This window comes from Agrobacterium sp. NPDC089420, assembly GCF_044900305.1.
Classification (GTDB): Bacteria; Pseudomonadota; Alphaproteobacteria; order Rhizobiales; family Rhizobiaceae; genus Agrobacterium.
This window is the reverse complement of sequence record NZ_JBJDMY010000012.1, coordinates 40,237-58,703: the sequence shown is the minus strand read 5'-3', so window position 1 is coordinate 58,703 and position 18,467 is coordinate 40,237. Positions and strand designations below refer to the sequence as shown.

General features: G+C 60.2%; 17 protein-coding genes. All 17 read left to right on the top strand.

Features of this window, described 5'->3' with window-relative positions; translation table 11 throughout:
* The first annotated feature begins 277 nt into the window (after positions 1-277).
* The 17 genes from ACI2KA_RS18285 (at position 278) to ACI2KA_RS18205 (ending at position 18,452) form a co-directional block, all read left to right on the top strand.
* Positions 278-1,492 (top strand): ABC transporter substrate-binding protein, encoded by a 1,215-nt coding sequence (locus ACI2KA_RS18285; protein WP_404503875.1) that lies wholly within the window; start codon positions 278-280, stop codon positions 1,490-1,492.
* A gap of 65 nt (positions 1,493-1,557) precedes the next feature.
* Positions 1,558-2,304, top strand: coding sequence for an SDR family NAD(P)-dependent oxidoreductase (locus ACI2KA_RS18280; protein WP_404503874.1), 747 nt, complete (start codon positions 1,558-1,560; stop codon positions 2,302-2,304).
* Between the two features lie 4 nt (positions 2,305-2,308).
* Complete coding sequence (locus ACI2KA_RS18275; RefSeq protein WP_404503873.1) at positions 2,309-3,205, top strand: NAD(P)-dependent oxidoreductase; 897 nt, start codon at positions 2,309-2,311, stop codon at positions 3,203-3,205.
* Positions 3,202-4,101: a branched-chain amino acid ABC transporter permease gene (locus tag ACI2KA_RS18270; RefSeq protein ID WP_404503872.1), complete on the top strand. Its 900-nt coding sequence runs from the start codon at positions 3,202-3,204 to the stop codon at positions 4,099-4,101. Before ACI2KA_RS18275 ends, ACI2KA_RS18270 begins: the two co-directional genes overlap by 4 nt.
* On the top strand, positions 4,094-5,080 hold the full coding sequence (locus tag ACI2KA_RS18265) for a branched-chain amino acid ABC transporter permease (RefSeq protein WP_404503871.1): 987 nt from the start codon (positions 4,094-4,096) through the stop codon (positions 5,078-5,080). Before ACI2KA_RS18270 ends, ACI2KA_RS18265 begins: the two co-directional genes overlap by 8 nt.
* Positions 5,080-5,856: an ABC transporter ATP-binding protein gene (locus tag ACI2KA_RS18260; RefSeq protein WP_404503870.1), complete on the top strand. Its 777-nt coding sequence runs from the start codon at positions 5,080-5,082 to the stop codon at positions 5,854-5,856. The genes ACI2KA_RS18265 and ACI2KA_RS18260 overlap by 1 nt, the downstream gene beginning before the upstream one ends.
* Positions 5,849-6,610: an ABC transporter ATP-binding protein gene (locus tag ACI2KA_RS18255; protein ID WP_404503869.1), complete on the top strand. Its 762-nt coding sequence runs from the start codon at positions 5,849-5,851 to the stop codon at positions 6,608-6,610. The genes ACI2KA_RS18260 and ACI2KA_RS18255 overlap by 8 nt, the downstream gene beginning before the upstream one ends.
* Before the next feature lie 10 nt (positions 6,611-6,620).
* The gene (locus ACI2KA_RS18250; RefSeq protein ID WP_404503868.1) at positions 6,621-7,442 is read left to right on the top strand and encodes an N-acyl homoserine lactonase family protein; all 822 of its coding nucleotides are present in this window, start codon (positions 6,621-6,623) and stop codon (positions 7,440-7,442) included.
* Between the two features lie 54 nt (positions 7,443-7,496).
* The gene (locus tag ACI2KA_RS18245) at positions 7,497-8,147 is read left to right on the top strand and encodes a GntR family transcriptional regulator (RefSeq protein ID WP_404503867.1); all 651 of its coding nucleotides are present in this window, start codon (positions 7,497-7,499) and stop codon (positions 8,145-8,147) included.
* A 78-nt stretch (positions 8,148-8,225) separates the two neighbouring features.
* The gene (locus ACI2KA_RS18240) at positions 8,226-8,804 is read left to right on the top strand and encodes a cysteine hydrolase family protein (protein ID WP_404503866.1); all 579 of its coding nucleotides are present in this window, start codon (positions 8,226-8,228) and stop codon (positions 8,802-8,804) included.
* A gap of 202 nt (positions 8,805-9,006) precedes the next feature.
* Positions 9,007-10,224 (top strand): MaoC family dehydratase N-terminal domain-containing protein, encoded by a 1,218-nt coding sequence (locus ACI2KA_RS18235; protein WP_404503865.1) that lies wholly within the window; start codon positions 9,007-9,009, stop codon positions 10,222-10,224.
* A gap of 16 nt (positions 10,225-10,240) precedes the next feature.
* Positions 10,241-11,425, top strand: coding sequence for a CaiB/BaiF CoA transferase family protein (locus tag ACI2KA_RS18230; RefSeq protein ID WP_404503864.1), 1,185 nt, complete (start codon positions 10,241-10,243; stop codon positions 11,423-11,425).
* Positions 11,422-12,615, top strand: coding sequence for a CaiB/BaiF CoA transferase family protein (locus ACI2KA_RS18225; RefSeq protein ID WP_404503863.1), 1,194 nt, complete (start codon positions 11,422-11,424; stop codon positions 12,613-12,615). The genes ACI2KA_RS18230 and ACI2KA_RS18225 overlap by 4 nt, the downstream gene beginning before the upstream one ends.
* Positions 12,616-12,633: 18 nt before the next feature.
* Entirely contained in the window at positions 12,634-13,500 is an 867-nt protein-coding gene (locus tag ACI2KA_RS18220; protein WP_404503862.1) for an acyl-CoA dehydrogenase, read from the top strand.
* Positions 13,497-14,330: an HpcH/HpaI aldolase/citrate lyase family protein gene (locus ACI2KA_RS18215; RefSeq protein WP_404503861.1), complete on the top strand. Its 834-nt coding sequence runs from the start codon at positions 13,497-13,499 to the stop codon at positions 14,328-14,330. Before ACI2KA_RS18220 ends, ACI2KA_RS18215 begins: the two co-directional genes overlap by 4 nt.
* 754 nt (positions 14,331-15,084) lie before the next feature.
* The gene (locus ACI2KA_RS18210; RefSeq protein WP_404503860.1) at positions 15,085-17,217 is read left to right on the top strand and encodes a peptidase domain-containing ABC transporter; all 2,133 of its coding nucleotides are present in this window, start codon (positions 15,085-15,087) and stop codon (positions 17,215-17,217) included.
* Positions 17,214-18,452 carry an HlyD family secretion protein gene (locus ACI2KA_RS18205; RefSeq protein ID WP_404503859.1) on the top strand — a complete coding sequence of 413 codons (1,239 nt, stop codon included), beginning with the start codon at positions 17,214-17,216 and terminating at the stop codon, positions 18,450-18,452. Before ACI2KA_RS18210 ends, ACI2KA_RS18205 begins: the two co-directional genes overlap by 4 nt.
* Positions 18,453-18,467: the final 15 nt, after the last annotated feature.

Genomic DNA, 18,467 nt, shown 5'->3' with positions numbered 1-18,467 from the left:
TCCCGAGGTTTTTTTGGAATAATAATGCATTTTATATCATGCACAAGTTGTTTGTCTCATGTCGCTATGCGGTATTGTTCGCGCTATGCTCAATATGTTGATTTTAATTGACTATAGTCGAATTTTTTCGTTTCCTTCCCGTGCTGGCGGGATCCGATATCTCTCGATCTTCAAGGAATTGCTGCGCCGCATAATGCATTTTATGTTGACCGAATTTCGTCCTTGGCATACCGTCCGGATCGATTGATGGTTGGTCTAATTCGATGGGAGGATCGAAATGTTGCCAGGTATCGCAAGACTGGTCGGATTGACTGCCGGCGCCGTTACAATGACGCTGGTCGTTTCCGCCGGAGCACTCGCGCAGGAGAAGGGAATAGATACCGAAAAGAAGGTTGTGACCGTTGGTGCATTTACCCCCGTTACCGGTCCCGTTCCCTTCTATTCGGTTCTCACCCATGCCGCCGACGCCTACTTCAAGCATCTCAACGAGAGTGGCGGCATCAAAGGCTGGAAGGTCAACTACATCACCTATGACGACGGCTACGATCCGGCGCGCAGCGTCGCGGTCAGCCGTAAACTCGTCGAGGAGGATGGCGCCTTCGCACTGGCCGCGCCGGTCGGTACGGCCACCAATGTCGCCGCAATTCCTTATGCGAGAGAGAAGAATGTGCCGATGATCGGGCCGATCGGAGGAGCGAGCGCGTTCTTCGTGGAGCCGAATGTGTTTCCGCTTCTGCCGGATTACGGCTGGTCGGCCGCCTCGAATGTCGATTATGCCGTCAAGGATCTTGGGCTCAAGAAAATTGCGCTGCTATGGGAGAATGACGAACTCGGCAAGTCGGCGAAACGCGGTTTTGACCTCTACATGAAGGAACTGGGCCTCGCGCCGGCCGAGTCGGTTCCCTTCGATGTCAAGACGACCAGTTTCAGCCCCCATATTCGCCGCGTCGCCAATTCCGGTGCGGAAGCCGTTATTCTCTTCGGCTCCAACGCAAATCTTGCCGCCGCGCTCAAGGCCGCGGATTTGCAGGCACTCGATGTGAAATGGTTCGCACCGTTCTTTACAGCAGACCCATCGACGGTCAAGCTGGCGGGAAACCTGCTCAACGGCACCTATTTTTCGTCATGGCTGTTGCCGGTCAGCAGCGATGAGCCGGACGTGAAGGCCTATCGCGAATCCGTCGCCAAACATTATCCGAGCGATCCGATCGGCGTTTTCGGGCTCAATGGCTGGAGCAATGCGGCACTGTTTGCAAAGGGCTTCGAAGCGTTGTTGGATAGCGGCAAGCCGTTGACCGGAGAAAATCTGATTGCGGCTCTGGAAACCTTGAACGATGCCTCGGTGGGAGGAGCGCAGGGCGTGTCGTTCAAGGTCGGGGATCATCGCGGGACACGCCAGGAGGGCATCATCCAGGCAAAGGACGGAAAGTTCGAGCTCGTGCGTGAGTTCCGCCCCTATCCCACGGCCGTCTTCGACGCGCCTGCCCAATAAGCTCCTCGCCGTAGTCCCTCCCGCCCCGCCGGGCGGGAGAACCGCCATGCATTAAGGAGCTTTTGATGAACATACCGACTAGTGCTCCCGCCCGCCTCGACGGCCGCGTCGCTCTCGTAACCGGCGCCGCCGGGGGGATTGGCAAGGCGACAGCCATTGCGCTTGCGGAAGCAGGCGCAACTGTGGTCGCGACCGATATCGCCGACAAGGCGGACTTCGCCAGTCCGGCCATCGCTTATCTGAAATATGATGTCACCTCGCCTGAGCAGACCAGGTCGGTCATGGCCGATATTCTTCGTCTTTACGGTCAGCTCGATATATTGGTTCTGTGCGCAGGTACGATCACACACCGACCGCTGACGGAATCGACTGACGAGGAATGGCGCGCCATGCTCGACGTCAACCTCATGGGCGTCGTCAATCCCGTCCGGGAGATCTATCCGGTCATGGCCGAAAACGGCGGCGGCAAGATTGTCGCACTTGGATCGATCGCCGCAAAGATCGGCGGCGTGGCATCGGGGCCTGCCTATGTGGCAGCTAAATCCGCGGTCCACGGATTGATGAAATGGGTCGCCAAGGCGGGTGCCGCAAAAGGGGTCTATGCCAGCGTCGTCGCGCCGGGTCCCGTCGAGACGACGATGTGGAACACGGTGACCCAGCGCGCCGCGCCGTCGGCAAATGGCAATGTGCCTCTCGGCAGATACGGCCAGCCGGAAGACATTGCCCAGGCCATTCTTTTCCTCTGCTCGCCCGCATCGAACTGGATCACCGGAACCGTTCTCGATGTGAACGGCGGCATGTTGATGGATTGAACCAATGATGAACACATCCAAGATCGGTTTCATCGGCCTCGGCGTCATGGGCGGCCCCATGTGCCGCAACGTTGCGCTCAAGCATCAGGGCCATGTCATCGCGTTCGACATGAATGACGAGGCGTTTTCCGCCATCGAAGGCACCAGGGGTGAACGAGCGCCATCGATTGCAAAGCTTGCGACTGAGGCAGATTTCGTCCTGCTCTCGTTGCCCGGAGGCCCGCAGGTCGAGGCCGTCACCGCCGAGATCGCCCTTCATGCAAGTCCCGGCACCACGGTCGTGGATCTCTCGACCACGCCCGTCGCTCTTGCCCGGCAGGTTGCGGCAAGCCTCAGCGCCCGCGAGATCCATTTCGCGGATGCTCCGGTCGCTCGCACCCGTGAGGCAGCCCAGCGCGGTGAACTCAGCATCATGGTGGGCGCGACCCAGCCGGTTTTCGGCACAATCAAGCCTATCCTCGATTACATGGCGACAGATGTCACCCATGGCGGTGAGGTCGGCGCCGGGCAGGTGCTCAAACTGGTCAACAACATGCTCGTGTTCGAACATGTCGTGACGCTTGCCGAGATGATCGTGCTCGGCGAGCGGGCGGGGGTGAAGGCGGAAACCTTGCTCGATGCCGTCTCGAAGGGGTCCGGCGACAGCTTCGTGCTGCGCAATCACGGCCGCAAAGCCATGCTGCCGCGTGAATTTCCCGAGCGTTCATTCCCTCCGGAATATGTCCTCAAGGATATCGACTACGTATTCCAGCTCGCGGCCGAGACCGGAGTGCCGATCAAGGCTGCGGAAACGGTTCGTCGCTATTACGAGATGGCCGTGGAGAAGGGGCTCGGCGGTCGATATTTCCCGGGCGTGATCCGCCTCGTCGAGGATGGCAGCATGTCGGAGACCCAGGCATGAGCAGGCTTTACGACTTCACCCTCGACCTTTTTCCCCTCCTGTGGTCCGGCATCGTCACCGGTTGTCTCTACGCGCTGGGTGCTCTCGGTCTCGTGATGATCTTCAAGAGTTCGCGCGTCGTGAACTTTTCCCATGGCAACGTCGCAGGTCTTGCCGCTTTTCTGATCTACGGCTTCTCCAGCGGAACATTGATGAGCCTCTCGTGGGGGAGCGCGGTTCTGCTTGCCCTCCTGATCGCCGTCACCATCGCGTTCCTCAGCTACGCCGTCATCGCGCCGATCATGGGTGCCTCCGACCTGACGGCGACGATCACCACGCTCGGCATCGGCCTTATCGCCCAGGGCGTGACGCTTCTCGTCTTCGGAGCAGATATCGTGCCGCTTGACCTGCCGCTGCCACGCTTCAGCGCTCTGGTCTTCGGCCTGCGGATCACGGGTTATGATCTCACCGTACTGGCCGTCGCTGTCGTGACCATTATCGCGTTGTTTCTGGTGATCGATTACACCAAACTCGGTGTGGCGTTCCGGGCGATATCGGTCAATCCCATCGCTGCCGAAATTTGCGGGCTGAACCTTCGCTCAATCCACCTGTTCGCCTGGCTCGTTTCGGCAATCCTCGGCGTGATCGGGGCGCTGCTCATCGTGCCGACGACATTTCTCAGTTCAACCACTGTCGCGACCTTCATGCTGCAGGCTTTCGCTGCGGCCGTGCTGGGAGGCTTCGGCAGTCTGCCCGGAGCGCTCGTAGGCGGTGTGCTTATCGGCATCCTCATGAACCTGTTCACGTTTTATGTGTCACCAGAGTTCACCAACACATTTCTGCTCGTCGTCATCCTTCTTGCTTTGAACATTTTCCCCAATGGGCTCTTCGCCAGGGCAGGAGGCAGCCGTGTCTGATAGTGCCGTGATAATCAACGACGAGCGTTCCGTTAGGACGATACTCCGGTCGACGATGAGCCAGGATAAAATAGACATCGTCGTTCTCACCGTGCTGCTCATCTTGCCGCTCGTCATTTCCGGCTCCTGGAGCTATGCACTGGGGCTCTGTTTTGCCAACAGCATCGGTGTGCTGGCCGTCAGCACGCTGGTGCGCTACGGTGGAGAAGTCTCCATCGGCCACAGCTTCTTCGCTGCTATCGGCGCATATTGCGTGGCGATACTGGAAGCGCATCTCGGTGTCCCGCTGTTCCTCTCGCTTCCGGTCGCGGTGGCGGCCGGCACCCTTTTCGGTGTCCTCTTCGCATGGCCGTCCCGACGCCTTTCCGGCATCTACCTTGCCGTATCGACCATGGCGCTGGCGCTCGCCTTGCCGGAGGTCATCATCAGTGCAGACCGCTGGACCGGCGGTTTTGAAGGTCTTTACGTATCGAAGCCGCTTCTTCCGCGCGTGCCGATCGAACCGCAACGCTATTATGTCACCCTGATCGCGCTGGCCTTCGTCGTTTATGCGCTGGTCCAGCTCAGGCAATCGCGGCAGGGACGAGCACTTCTGCTCGCCCGCACGCATCCGGCAGCAGCGGAAGCCTTCGGCACCCGCCGCGCCTGGGCAAGGGTCAGCGTCATGGGGATCAGCGGCGGGATCGCCGCAATCTCCGGCGCAATGCTCGCCTTTGCAAGTTCGGCCGTCTCGCCTACGGGATACACATTCTGGTCATCGATCTTTCTTCTCGTCGGATCCGTGGTCAGCTTCTACGGGCTCACCCTGACGCGGGCGCTGATCGGCGGCGCTTTCCTCACGCTGATACCGCAACTTCTGTCGGGCTCGGGTGCATGGATTCCGGTATTCTACGGTGTGGCCCTCATAGCGGTCGTGCTCATCGGGCATTTTTCGCCGAGGATCGCCGACCTGGCTACCAGACGGCGGGAGGCAAAGTGATGGATGCGCGCAACACATCGCTCAAGGGCGAAGCGATCTCTCTTTCTTTCGGCGGCCTCAAGGTGTTTCAAGGGCTGGATGTCGAATTCAGGGCTGGCGAAATCACGGGCCTTATAGGTCCGAATGGAGCCGGAAAGACAAGCCTTTTCAATTGCCTGACGGGCGCCTACCAGCCGCAGAGCGGTTCGATCATGTATGATGGTCGTCCGCTCGATGGATTGTCTCCGGCGGCGCGTTCTGCGCGTGGGGTCGTCCGCAGCTTTCAGACGGTGGCATTGTGCCCGGACCTTACGGTCATTGAAAATGTGATGATGGGACTTGCCCGCAACTACCACGCCGGTTGGACGAGCGCTTTCCTTCCGCTGGCACGGGGCCGTCGGGAAACGGCGGAAATGCGGCAGGCCGCGCTGGGCGCATTGTCCAATCTGGGGCTTGCCGAAGCGCGCGATCTCTATCCGCAGCAATTGCCGCCGGGTATGCAGCGGCTGGTTGAGATCGCCCGCGCCATCGTCGGCAAGCCATCCGTTCTTCTGCTCGACGAGCCCGCTGCAGGCCTCAACAATGCGGAGACGCGGGATCTGACGCGCACCTTGCGGACCATTGCCTCTCCGGATCTGGTCATGGTCGTTGTCGAGCATGACATGGATCTTGTCATGTCGCTCTGCGACCGGATCTATGTGATCAACTTCGGTGAGGTGATCGCCTGCGGCCCGCCGGAGGCGGTACGCACCAATGAAAAAGTGGTTTCCGTCTATCTGGGGAGCGACGATGACTAGCCTCCTTTCCGTCAGGAATCTTTCGGTCTTTTATGGCGCGGGAGCGCAGGCTGTAGAAAATGTGCACTTCGAGGTGGAGCCGGCAAAGGTCACGGCGCTTCTCGGGGCGAATGGCGCCGGAAAATCCTCCATCATGCAGGCGATTGCGGGGCTGATCCCGTCAAGGGGGCAAATTCTCTTTGAGGGTGAGGAAATGGCGGGTCTGCCGACGCGTGAGCGGGTCAGGCGCGGCATTGTCTATGTGCCGGAGAGGCGCGAAATTGTCGGCGATCTCAGTGTCAGGGAAAATCTCATCCTCGGCGGATACCAGATACCCGCCGGGGAACGCCGAACGCGGATGGATGCGATCCTCGATCTGTTCCCCGAGATCGCCAACAAGCTGAACGGCGGCGCGTGGCGTTTGAGTGGCGGCGAACAGCAAATGCTGGCGATCGGACGCGGATTGATGTCAGGTCCGAGGCTGCTTCTCCTGGACGAGCCATCGCTCGGCCTTGCGCCGCTTCTTGTCCGCCGCGTCTTCGAAAGGCTGGGGGCGATCCGCGGTGGCGGCGATCTGGCCATCGTTCTCGTCGAACAGAACCTTCGCATGACGATGCGCCTCTGCGACGATCTGCATTTCCTCAGAAGCGGTCGGATAGTCGGTTACCGTCGTGCCGAAGATCTGCGTGACGATACTGCACGCCAGCAGGCGATCGACACCTATCTCGGTGCGACCTCGATTTCGGAGAGCGAAGATGACAAAGCACATGCCTGACGTAACGGCCATGGCAGGCAGCGATACGCTGTGGGAAATCCACGCGATCCGCTATGGGACCAACCAGAGCCGCACGCGGGGGGAAAACTTCATCCTCGAAAAGCGGCCCACGGAAGCGATGCCGATGGACTTCTACTGCTGGGTCCTGCGGGCGCCCGGCCAGGTGATTGTGGTTGATACTGGCATGGACCCGGAAAAAGCGGCAAGGCACGGCCACACGATAGAGCACAGTCCGGTCCAGGCGTGGCGGTCGCTTGGCATCGACCCGGTCTTGGTGGAAACCGTCATCCTGACGCACGCCCATTATGACCATCTCGGCCATCTGGATGCATTGGAAAATGCACATTTTTACATGCAGGCCGAGGAAATGGATTATGTCACGGGTCCATGGATGCAAAGGCCGTGGTTCCGTCGAGCCTATGAGGCCGATGAAATCGCGCGTCTCGTCCACCTGCTCCATTCCGATCGTTTGACATTGCATGGCCGCGATCAGGATATTGCCGAGGGGGTGTCTGTTCACTGGGTCGGTGGCCATTGCGCGGGTCAGGAAATAGTCCGTGTCAGGACGGCGCGGGGCTGGGTGGTCCTCGCCTCGGACGCCCTGCACTATTACGAGGAGTATGAGCGCGGAATTCCTTTCTCCGTCGCTTTCAATCTTTCCGACATGATTGCCGGGCATGAGCGCATCCGCAATCTTGCCGACGGCGATGACCACGTGGTTCCCGCGCACGATCCGCGCATTGCACGCATCTACCCCGGTTCGGCCGGCCAGCCGGGAGGATCCCTGTTCCGCCTCGACCTGCCTCCTCTCTCGGGGAGCGCGGCGTCATGATCAGATATTGCATTGTGCACTATTTCCGGGATAATTCCGGAATAGAATTCGGTCATGAAAGGCATGGGCTTGAAACATCGTACGAAAGAGGAATTCGTCGCCGATTTCCTGAGGGAAGGAATCATTTCCGGGCGTTTCGCGCGTGGGTCCAAGCTGAAGCAGGCGGAACTTGCCCAAATGACGGGCATGAGCATCACCCCGGTTCGCGAGGCGATCAAAATTCTCGAGGCGGAAGGTTTCGTTCTCGGGGACTCTCATCGCGGTGCGATTGTCGCGCCGTTCGATATGGACGCGACAGAGGAAATCGTCGACCTGCGGGTAACCTTGGAATCGAAGCTCGCGCTGGCCGCGCTGAAGCGATTGACGCCGCAGACGGTGGAAGAGTTGCGCGAGCTGCAGAAGCGGATCGAACAGGCTGCTGCAGACGGAGACCGGGAAGCGGTGCGTCTCATCAACTACCGCTTCCACGAGACCATATATATGGCCTCGGAGCTGCCGCAGACGTTGCAGTTCGTGCGCATCCTCTGGGCGCGTTATCCGTTCGATCTGATCAACAAGCTGGAGAGCCGCATCGAGCGGGCATCGGCAGAGCATCGCGAAATGCTCGGTGCGATCATCGTTCGAGACGAAGCGGCGATGCTGTCGGCGCTTCGCGTGCATATCCGTTCCGGGTGGGACGAGTTCAAGGCTGGCTACGCCTCATAGAGGTCTCGTCGGCGAGGTCTGCATCCAATCTCCCGGTTCTGAGTCCCGTCACAGGAAATTCAATCCAGGAGTACCGCAATGGCCGCTGATACTATTCTGCTCGTCATGGACATGATCAATGACCTTGTCCATCCCGATGGGATGGGGGCGAAGACCTATGTCGTCAAATGCCGTGAGAGGAACGTCTATCAAAACACGACGTCGATCATTCGACGCGCGCGCGAAGCCGGCCTGCCGATCGGCTACGTCAGGGTGGGCTTTTCTCCGGATTATCGGGAATGTCCACCCAATTCTCCCGTCTTTTCCAAAGCGAGAGACAATGGTTTCTTCAAGCTGGGGCAGTGGGGCACCGAAGTGTACGGGGATTTCGCTCCCCAGGATGGGGATATCGACATCATCAAGCATCGCGTCAGCCCGTTTTACGGCACCAAGCTTACGCCCTTGCTCAGTGCCATGGGCGTGAAACGCCTGCTTCTCACCGGAGTATCGACCAATGGTGTGGTGCAGGCTGCCGCCCGTGAAGGCCACGACAGGGATTTCGAGTGTGTTGTGCTGGAGGATTGTTGCGCGGGAGCGACTGACGACGAGCACGACTACGCATTGGCGGGTGTCCGTCGTTTTGCCACGATCTCCAGCGCCGCAGGCGTGACGATCTGAAATAATGCATCGCATAGCGTCTGTGGACCCAGGTTTCCTGGGAATGCAGGCGCTTGTTTTTTATAATATTGTTTTAAATCAATGCCATGGCTTCGTGTTTTGCCTTCGATTTCCTGTTGACCAAAATAATATATAATGCATTATCTTGATCGGTATGTCGCGTCATCGGATGCGGGCATCGGCAAATTCGTTGGAGGAAAACATGAACGTTGAGGTTATCGACAAATCTAAGCAGGATGTCGGTGGCGCACCTGCAGAGGGCCGCATCACGGATGAGGCTGTCGCAGCCGCCCGCAACATGATCGGTCTTCAGTTGAGACCGGAAGGACCCTATCTGCAGGATGCGACCGCCGACACGCTCCGCAACTGGTGCAATGGTATCGGCGATCTCAATCCGCTTTATCGCGAACAGGAATATGGCCGCAATTCCCGCTATGGCGGGCAGGTCGCTCATCCGATGTTCCCAATGGCATTCGGCTGGGTCGGACGCACGCGCTGGGGACTGCCAGGCGTTCACGGCTTCTATGCGGGTAACGATTGGGAATTGTTTCGCCACATCCGTCCAGGTGACCGCATCAGCGCCATCGAACGGGTTGTCGGGGTTGAGGAGAAGGAAAGCAAGTTCTCCGGTCGTCTTGTGCTGCAATATGTCGAGGCGAGCTACAGCAACCAGTTCGGCGAGCTTGTCGCGAGGGCGCTTGGAACCTGCACGCGGCACGAGCGCAAGGCGGCACGCGATGCCGGCAAGTACAAGGACATCGTAACCCACGAATATACGGCCGAGGAGTTTGAAAAGATCGACGAGGCCATACTGCGCGAAGAATCCCGGATTCGCGGCGCCAATGTCCGCTATTGGGAAGACGTGAAGGAAGGTGAGGAGCTTGATCCGATCGTTCGCGGTCCGCTGTCTCTGATGGATACGATGGGCTTCCTCGTCGGGTGCGGGCGCGGCCACACCCATGGCGTCGTGTTCAAGGCCGCAATGAAGCATCCCGGGCATTTCTTCCGGAATCCGGAGGCCGGTGGCGGCATCGAATATACCGGGATCGGCCATCACCGCGAATCCACCGCGAAAGAGGTCGGTGTTCCGGGCGTTTATGATTACGGCCCGCAGCGTTCCTCCTGGATGTGCTCGCTGGTCACGAACTGGATGGGTGACGCAGCCTTCCTGAAGCGCGTCCGCACCGAAATGCGCCGGTTCAACACGATGGGCGACTCCACCTGGTGCAAGGGCAAGGTCACCCGCAAATATATCAAGGATCGCCACGCTCTCGTCGATCTCGAGATCTGGGGGGAGAACCAGCGCGGCGAAATCACGACACCGGGACTGGCGACCGTCATCCTGCCCAGTCGCGATCCCAATATTCCGGTTCATTTCGACGGCGGAAATCTCGATCTCGAACTTCCGGTCGTCCGGTAAAAATCGGGGCGCAATCATGGATATGTCGCTTCCTCTTTCCGGAATTCGATGCGTCGAATGCTCGACCGGTGTCGCCGCGGCCTATGCCGGGCGTCTTCTGGCGGCAATGGGTGCCGAGGTCGTCCTGATCGAACCGACGGAAGGCTCGCCGCTCAGGCGGGAGCCTCCCTTCCTCGGGCTGGATAGCGGGGAAAGCGCCCTGTTTGCCTATGTGTCTGCGGGAAAGCGGTCCGTAACGCTCGATCTGGAAACGGACTCCGGCAGGCAGGCGTTCCGGACGCAGATCGAGACGGCGCATATCCTGATCGAGGATGTTGCCACCGGCGACAAGAAGCGGTGGGAGCTGGATCCCGATGCGCTCTCCGGCGCATGCCCCGGGCTTGTGCATCTGTCGGTCCTGCCGTTCGGTTCTTATGGACCGAAATCCGGTTGGCTTGGCACCGAACTCAACCTCATCCATTCGGCGGGAGAAGGTTTCCTTCTGCCGAACGGTCTTTCCGCCACGCTTTTTCCCGACCGGCCGCCATTGAAGATCGCAGGACATTTCGCAGAAATGCAGGGCGGTGTCGCCGGCGCTCTGAGCGCGCTCGCCGCCGTCTGGAGCGGAAAGGGACAATATGTCGACGTGGCGGTTCAGGATGCCAATCTTGCCGTCGGCGCCTTCACTGTTCAGCGTTATGGCGACGGGTCTCTGGAACACAGGCTGTCGCGCTCGTTTCGTTATGGCGGCGTGATTGAATGCCGTGACGGTTTCGTTGAACTCCTGACGCTGGAGCAGCGCCAGTGGCATGGTCTCGTGGAACTGATGGGTTACCCCGAATGGGCGCAGGATGTTGGCCTGGAGGACGCTGTCGTGCGCAGCCATAAGGGCGATTTCATCAACGAACAAATACGGAAATGGGCCGCACGACATCCCGTGGAGGAGATCGTCGCCGCCGCTCAGCGCCTCGGTGTACCCATGGCGCGTTACAACACGCCGGAACAGATCCTTTCCGGTCGTCACGAGAACGCACGCGGCTTGTTCTCGACGGTAGACCTTGCCGATGGCAGGACGTGCAGCATCCAGTCCGCTCCGTTTCGGTTCGACAAGGAGCCGCTTCCGGTTCGGCCCTGGCCGTCCTCCCCAGCTTCTTGCCCCGACGCTGCAACGCGAGATCAATTGGCCGCACGGAAAAAGACGTTGCTGAAGGAGCGGGCATGAAACCTCTTGAAGGCGTCAGGATTGCCGACTTCACGGTGCATGCCGCAGGACCGTTCTGCACGCATATGCTGTCGCAGCTGGGTGCCGAATGCATCAAGGTCGAGAGCGCGCTTCGGCCGGACATTTTCAGAAAGCCGCATGCGGTCTATGGCCGAAACGGGCCTGCGAGTTTCGATCAGGTGGCGTCAAACAAGCTGTCGATCCGCTTGAACATGAAGCATCCCGAAGGCGTTGCCCTGGCGAAGCGGCTGGTGGCCATTTCGGATGTGGCTGCGGAAAGTTTTCGCGCAGGCGTGATGAACCGGCTCGGGCTTGGCTATGCGGACTTGAAGGATGTGAAGCCCGACATCGTGATGGTGTCGGTGTCCTCATCGGGGCAGACGGGTCCGGACTCGCATTTTGCGGGTTACGCCCCGCTGTTCGGCGCATGGGGCGGCCTCGGATTCCTTTCGGGATATAGGGATGGTCCGCCGATGGAAATGCGGCACGTCATGGATCATTCGGTCGGGCTCAATGCCGCGCTGGCGACAGTTGCCGCCCTGCATCGGCGGCGCCGGACCGGGCAGGGGTCGCATGTCGACATTGCCGCCCGCGACGTGGCCTCTTCGCTTGTAGGAGATTCCTTGATGTCCGTATCGGCGGGCGGACATATCGAGCGGCTTGGCAACGACGATTACCGCATGTCCCCGCACGGGCTCTATGCGACGGACAAGCCTGATCGGTGGCTCAGCATCGCGGTGGGAAGCGAAGGACAATGGCGTGCTTTCGCTACCTTCGCCGGGCTTGCGCATTTGGTATCGGATGATCGGTTTTGCAGTGCGGACACACGCCACGCCAACAGGCGGGAGTTAGATGTTGCGATTTCCGCATGGAGCGTCGGTCAGAATGCCGAGGCTGCGGCCGCGGCTCTTCAGGGGGTCGGCGTTCCCGCCCATGTGTCATTCAATACGCATGATCTCGTACACGACGAGCATCTGCGGCAGCGCGGGGCGATCGTGGATGTCGAGGACAACGGCGGCGGCCGGCGAGCAGCGGTTGGATTTCCCGGCCGTTTCTCGGTAAGCGCGCCGGCAACGATCGAGAGGGGCACGCCGAAGCTCGGGGAGCACGAGGATTTCGTTTATGGCGAGCTTCTCAAAATGTCCAAACGTGAAATCGACGGGCTCATCGAGCGCGACGTGATCTTCTGAACGCCAGGGAGGTTTTAAATGTCCGCGGATCCGGGAATCGGGATTGCACATAACTATTCGGAATATGTGGGACGCACGGAGCGACGCCTTGCGCTGATCGACCCAGATCGCGTTGCGGCCCTTGCCAGCACGTTCGACCTGCCATCGGTGCCGGGTGACGGCAAGGCTCTTCCTGCAGCCTGGCACTGGATATTCTTCAATCCTTTCGTGCGCCGCAGTGAGGTCGGCAGCGATGGCCATCCGAAGAAGGGCGGTTTCCTGCCCGATGTCGGGCTGCCCCGGCGCATGTGGGCCGGCGGCCGCCTGCGATACCATGCGCCGCTGCCGATCGGGGCTAAGGCGGAACGGGTCAGCGAGATTTTGAGCGTGACGCCAAAGTCAGGCAAAGCCGGACGGCTTGTCTTCGTGACGGTGCGTCATCGTGTGATGACGGAGGGGCGGGTCTGCATCGAGGAGGAGCAGGATATCGTCTATCGCGAGTCGCCGCAGCCCGGTTTGCCGCCACCTGCCGCGCAACCGGCGCCGCAGGACGCATCATGGTCGGACGTCGTGACGCCCGATCCGGTTCTGCTGTTCCGGTATTCGGCGCTGACCTCCAACGGCCACAGGATTCACTATGATGCGCCTTATGCCCAGGCTGAAGAGGGATATCCCGATCTTGTCGTTCATGGACCGCTGATTTCGAGCCTTCTGCAGGGACTTGCCCAACGTGCCAGCCGCGGCCGACCATTGGCACGCTTTGACTTTCGCGCCGTTTCGCCGCTTTTCGTGAACCGGCCCTTCCATGTTGAAGCAACAGAAAGCGACGCTGCAGGTGTGATGCGGTTGTGGGCGAAGGGACCGGGTAACAATCTGGCGATGACGGCGGAGGCTGGGTTCGCATGACGGCTGGCACTTCCGAAAAAAACGCGCGCATGTGCGATGCGCGCAGCTATCTGTTTGTTCCGGGCAATCGGTTTGACAGGTTTCAAAAGGCGGTCGCTTCAGGGGCGGACAGGATCATACTCGACCTCGAGGACGCCGTCGCGCCCGCGGAGAAAGACGATGCCCGAAATGCCGCCGGCCGTTGGTTCAGGGACGGCAATAGCGCCGTATTGCGTATAAATTCAGCTGACAGCTTCTGGTTCGACGCGGATCTGGCGGCCGCCGCCACTTTTTCGCGGGCGGAAATCATGCTCCCCAAGGCAGATGTGCCGTCGCTGGAGCGCGTTCTCCACTATCTCGTCGATCGTCCGGTGATCGCCCTGATCGAAACGGTATCAGGCCTCATGCAGGTGCATGAGATCTCGCGGCTGAGAGGGGTTTCCCGCCTTGCATTCGGCAATATCGACTTTACCACCGATGCAAGATTGCCAGTGACGAGCCCCGCTCTGGACCATGCAAGATTCCAGATTGCGATGGCGTCACGCGCCGCAGGACTGCCTCCTCCCGTAGACGGTGTAACCCTGGCGCTCGATGACGATGCCGCCCTGGCCCGTGATGTAAGACAGGCGCGGGAGTTCGGGTTCGGCGGAAAGCTTTGTATACATCCAAAGCAGGTGGGGACTGCAAATGTCCTTCTCGGTCCCAGTGACGAGGAAATCACTTGGGCCAAGGCCATAGCCGCCGCTGTCGAGGCCGCGGGAGACAACGTCATTCAGCTGGGAGGAAAAATGATTGACCGTCCGGTCGTCCAGTGGGCGGCCGATATCCTTCGTCAATACGATGCGCCGTGATCGTCGTCTTAAATTGGTTGGAACGACGGCATGAGACCGCCGTCGGTGACGTGTTCAGTCAAGGAGCCGACGAAAACGACGACCGGCCCCCGGTATGCGTCGTGCTGGATCATGCCTTTGCTTTCCTTTTTTTCGTGACGAAGCCGTCTCCGCTGGACAGTGCGGCGCGCGTGGCGGTGGCTGGTGCCGATCCGACATCAACCCGCCTTTCAATTCAACGGTGTATTTATGCCGGCGATGACATTGCCGCTGGCCTACACCGCCATCCGACCCCGGGGTTCCCACCAATCGCCAACACACCCTGATGGCTGCCCGCTTCCAGCCGAGGAGCAGGCAGGCGCCGCGCAAATGTGGCCACTTCGTGATGTGCGATAATATCTCTCAACATAATAAGACCCAACTGAACATTCAGGTCTGCCATACATTCGGATACGGCGGTTCGAACGCCCGTGGCACAAACCATCAGTGACACAATTGCCCATCGGCTACGAAATCGGGAGGCGTGATTGCAGGCCTCCTTCCAACTGAGAACCCTCTTGTTCGGGAGGATGTACAGCCACCGGTAACGCTCACGGCTGGATACAAATCCTGAATTGGATGGGGGAAGCCAAGCCCCCCGGCTTCCCCCATTATCGGCAGAGGAATGCCTGCAAATCCGCTGCTGCAGAACCCCTTCGCTCGGCGGCGGGGTCGGCACTTGTGAAAAGCGGGATTCGATAGTCCTGGTCCCATAGTTCAAAAGCGGGATGGTGAGTTGCGTCTTACAGCCCTTTACAGTCGCACCCGGATCGAGCCTCTTCTGCAGTCTGAAGCTGCTGAATGCGGACTTGCCTGCCTGGCGATGGTTGCGGGCCACCATGGTCACCATGTGACGCTGCCGGAACTGAGGCGACGCCACACGGTCTCCTCCAAGGGCACGACGTTGAAGACCCTCATCGCGATTGCCGATGATCTGGGTTTTGCCGGCCGGGCATTGAAGCTCGATATGGAAGACATCGGCAAGCTGAGGATGCCCTGCATTCTGCACTGGGACATGTCGCATTACGTCGTCTTGAGCCGAGCGATGCCGGGGCGGATCGAGATTCATGATCCGGCCAGCGGTCAGCGGCGATTGTCGCATATCGAGGCATCCAGGCACTTTACCGGCGTTGCACTGGAACTCACACCGGCCGCCACCTTCCGCAAACGCAAGGTCGTGGAACGCGTACGACTGACCGACCTCTGGTCCAAAAGCGCCGGCTTCATTCCGAGCCTGCTGCAAATCCTGATATTATCCGCCCTGCTGCAGTTCTTCGCTTTGGTCTCTCCGCTCGTCAATCAGACGATCGTCGACGAGGCCATATCCAAGGGAGATCTCAGCCTTCTCAACATCATTGTCGTCGGCGCGGGACTGCTGCTGCTGATCCAGAGCGCCACGACCTTGCTGCGCGGCTATGTGCAGATGCATTTCAGCACGCTTTTGACTTTCCAGATGCGTGGAAATCTGTTGCGTCATGCTTTGCGCCTGCCGGTTCCATGGTTCGAAAAGCGCCGGCTCGGCGATATCCTGTCCCGTTTCAACTCCCTCCAGCCAGTGCAGGAACTGCTGTCCGGCGGCCTCGTCTCCGGCGTCCTGGACGGGCTGATGGCCATCATCACCCTGGTGGTAATGCTGATCTACGCCCCTGCTCTGGCAGGCATTGTGCTGGTCTCGCTCACGCTCACCATCTGCATCCGGCTCGCAATCTTCCCCTGGCTGCGGAGCGTGACCAATGAAGGCATCCAGTATCAGGCCAGGGTGGACGGCATTTTCTTCGAGACCATTCGCGGTGCGCGTGCCTTCAAGCTGTTCGGCCGGGAGGTGGAGCGCCATGGCCTGTGGCAGAATGCCTATGCCGACAGTATCAACAACACCGTTCGCCTGCAGAAGATTGGTCTCCAGGGGACGGCCGGCCTGTCCCTGCTCACCGGGGCGGAGATGCTGCTGGTATTCTATCTCGGTGCGGACGCCATCATCCGAGGCGAGATGACGCTCGGCATGTTGCTGGCCTTCCTCTCCTACCGCGGCCAGTTCAGTACCGCCGCGCTGTCGCTTGTCGATCAATACTTCAAGTTCCGCATGACCGGTCTGCATCTGGAGCGCCTGGCCGATGCCGTGCATCAGGATCCCGAACCAGACCTGGACATCGAGATGCGCAAGGATCGTCCGCTTGCTGGCGCTCTCGAGATGCGCAATCTCTCCTTCCGTTATGCCGAACGCGAGGCCTGGGTGCTGAAGGACGTTTCGCTGACGATCAAGCCGGGGCAATCCGTGGTGTTTGTCGGGCCGTCGGGCGGCGGCAAATCAACGCTTCTGAAATTGCTGATGGGCCTTTATCCGCCGAATGAGGGCGAGGTTCTTGTCGACGACCTTCCGCTCAACACGCTCGGAATGCGGACCTACCGCGGACAGATCGGCGCGGTGATGCAGGACGACCAGCTTTTTGCGGGCACGATCGCCGACAACATAGCGTTTTTCGATCCGGATATCGACCTCGCACGGGTCGAAACGGTTGCCGGTCTTGTCGGACTTCACGACGAGATACTGCGCATGCCGATGGGTTACATGACCCTGGTGGGAGATCTTGGATCCACGTTGTCCGGCGGCCAGCAGCAACGGGCATTGCTGGCGCGGGCGCTCTATCGCCGGCCGTCCATCCTGTTTCTCGACGAGGGGACCGCCAATCTCGACGTGCTGGCGGAGCGACGCCTCATGCAGGCGCTGAGCAGGCTCGGCGTCACCCAGGTGATGGTTGCCCATCGTCCCGGTGCTATCGAAGGTGCCGCGCGTGTCTTCGCCGTGGAGAACGGCCATGTCCGCGAGCTGTCGCGCGATGTGTCGACACAGACTTTGCAGGTGGTTCCATGAGCGACGTCCTGTTCCGCCGCGAAGTCATTGAACATCGCCGCCGGCTCGGTGGCGAGGTGATGATCGCGCAGCCTATAAGCCACGGGATGATGACAGCGATCCTCGGTGTCTTCGTAGCCGTTGGCGCAACCTATCTTATGACCGGCACCTATGCGCGCAAGGAAACGGTTGCCGGCTATGTCGCTCCAACGGGCGGCCTGGCACAGCTATACGCGACGAGAGGCGGCATCGTCAGCAAAGTGTTCGTTCATGAAGGCGACGTGGTGACCCAGGGCCAGCCGATGGTGGAACTGTCGCTGGAAACGACCGGTGCCGACGGCCAGGTCGGAGAAAAGCTGCGCCTTGAAACGCAGGCCCGTATCCGGTCGGTCGATACGCAGATTGCGGCGGTGCAGACCCGTTTCGACGGGGAGGAACGGCGCCTGTCGGCGCGTATCGGCGGGTTGGGCGACGAGCTGGCAAGCCAGGAACGGCGGCTGGAATCGGAACGTCGGCTGCAGGCGTTGCAGACGGACGATGCCGGCCGCTATGCGCAGCTCCAGCTCAAGGGCAGCGGTACGCGCTTCGAATTGTCGCGCCGGCAGCAGCAAATCTATTCCCAGGAAAGCGTCATTCACGAACTTGAACGACAGAAGGAGCAGCGGCAGGGAGACCTCAACGATGCGCGTTCGCAGCTGGCGGGGCTGCCGGCCGAGCGGGATGACAAGCTTGCGCAGCTGCAGGGCCTTCGCAGCGAGCTGGAACAGTCGCTTGCGCAATTGGAGGTGAACCGCGCCTATGTCGTGGTTGCGCCGGTGCCCGGCCGGGTTGCTGCATTGCAGGCCCAGCCGGGGCAGACGGCCGGCGCACAGTCACCGCTTGCGGCCGTTGTGCCGGCGGGCAGCGATCTCGAGGCCAACCTGCTGGTGCCGCCGCGCGCCGCCGGCCTGATCCAGCCGGGGCAGGAGGTACGGCTCAGGGTCGATGCTTTCCCGTATCAGCGCTTCGGCGTGGTGTCGGGTCATGTGGCGCAGGTTTCCCGCGCCACTTATCGCGAGGGCGAGCTTCTGGCTCCCATTGCTTTCAAGGATCCCGTCTACCGGGTGACCGTCAGTCTGGAGCGTACCAGCATCACCGCCTATGGCGACGAGCGCCCGCTGACCCCCGGCATGACCCTCATCGGCGATATCATAACGGATCGCCGGCACTTCACCGACTGGATACTGGACCCCCTGCGGGCCATAGGCAGCCGGTGACGACAAGACGAGGGG

Excerpts from the sequence above, each read along its gene's own strand:
- ACI2KA_RS18285 (WP_404503875.1), top strand. The coding sequence starts at position 278 with ATGTTGCCAGGTATCGCAAGACTGGTCGGATTGACTGCCGGCGCCGTT.
- ACI2KA_RS18280 (WP_404503874.1), top strand. The coding sequence starts at position 1,558 with ATGAACATACCGACTAGTGCTCCCGCCCGCCTCGACGGCCGCGTCGCT.
- ACI2KA_RS18275 (WP_404503873.1), top strand. The coding sequence starts at position 2,309 with ATGATGAACACATCCAAGATCGGTTTCATCGGCCTCGGCGTCATGGGC.
- ACI2KA_RS18270 (WP_404503872.1), top strand. The coding sequence starts at position 3,202 with ATGAGCAGGCTTTACGACTTCACCCTCGACCTTTTTCCCCTCCTGTGG.
- ACI2KA_RS18260 (WP_404503870.1), top strand. The coding sequence starts at position 5,080 with ATGGATGCGCGCAACACATCGCTCAAGGGCGAAGCGATCTCTCTTTCT.
- ACI2KA_RS18255 (WP_404503869.1), top strand. The coding sequence starts at position 5,849 with ATGACTAGCCTCCTTTCCGTCAGGAATCTTTCGGTCTTTTATGGCGCG.
- ACI2KA_RS18250 (WP_404503868.1), top strand. The coding sequence starts at position 6,621 with ATGGCAGGCAGCGATACGCTGTGGGAAATCCACGCGATCCGCTATGGG.
- ACI2KA_RS18245 (WP_404503867.1), top strand. The coding sequence starts at position 7,497 with ATGAAAGGCATGGGCTTGAAACATCGTACGAAAGAGGAATTCGTCGCC.
- ACI2KA_RS18240 (WP_404503866.1), top strand. The coding sequence starts at position 8,226 with ATGGCCGCTGATACTATTCTGCTCGTCATGGACATGATCAATGACCTT.
- ACI2KA_RS18235 (WP_404503865.1), top strand. The coding sequence starts at position 9,007 with ATGAACGTTGAGGTTATCGACAAATCTAAGCAGGATGTCGGTGGCGCA.
- ACI2KA_RS18230 (WP_404503864.1), top strand. The coding sequence starts at position 10,241 with ATGGATATGTCGCTTCCTCTTTCCGGAATTCGATGCGTCGAATGCTCG.
- ACI2KA_RS18225 (WP_404503863.1), top strand. The coding sequence starts at position 11,422 with ATGAAACCTCTTGAAGGCGTCAGGATTGCCGACTTCACGGTGCATGCC.
- ACI2KA_RS18220 (WP_404503862.1), top strand. The coding sequence starts at position 12,634 with ATGTCCGCGGATCCGGGAATCGGGATTGCACATAACTATTCGGAATAT.
- ACI2KA_RS18215 (WP_404503861.1), top strand. The coding sequence starts at position 13,497 with ATGACGGCTGGCACTTCCGAAAAAAACGCGCGCATGTGCGATGCGCGC.
- ACI2KA_RS18205 (WP_404503859.1), top strand. The coding sequence starts at position 17,214 with ATGAGCGACGTCCTGTTCCGCCGCGAAGTCATTGAACATCGCCGCCGG.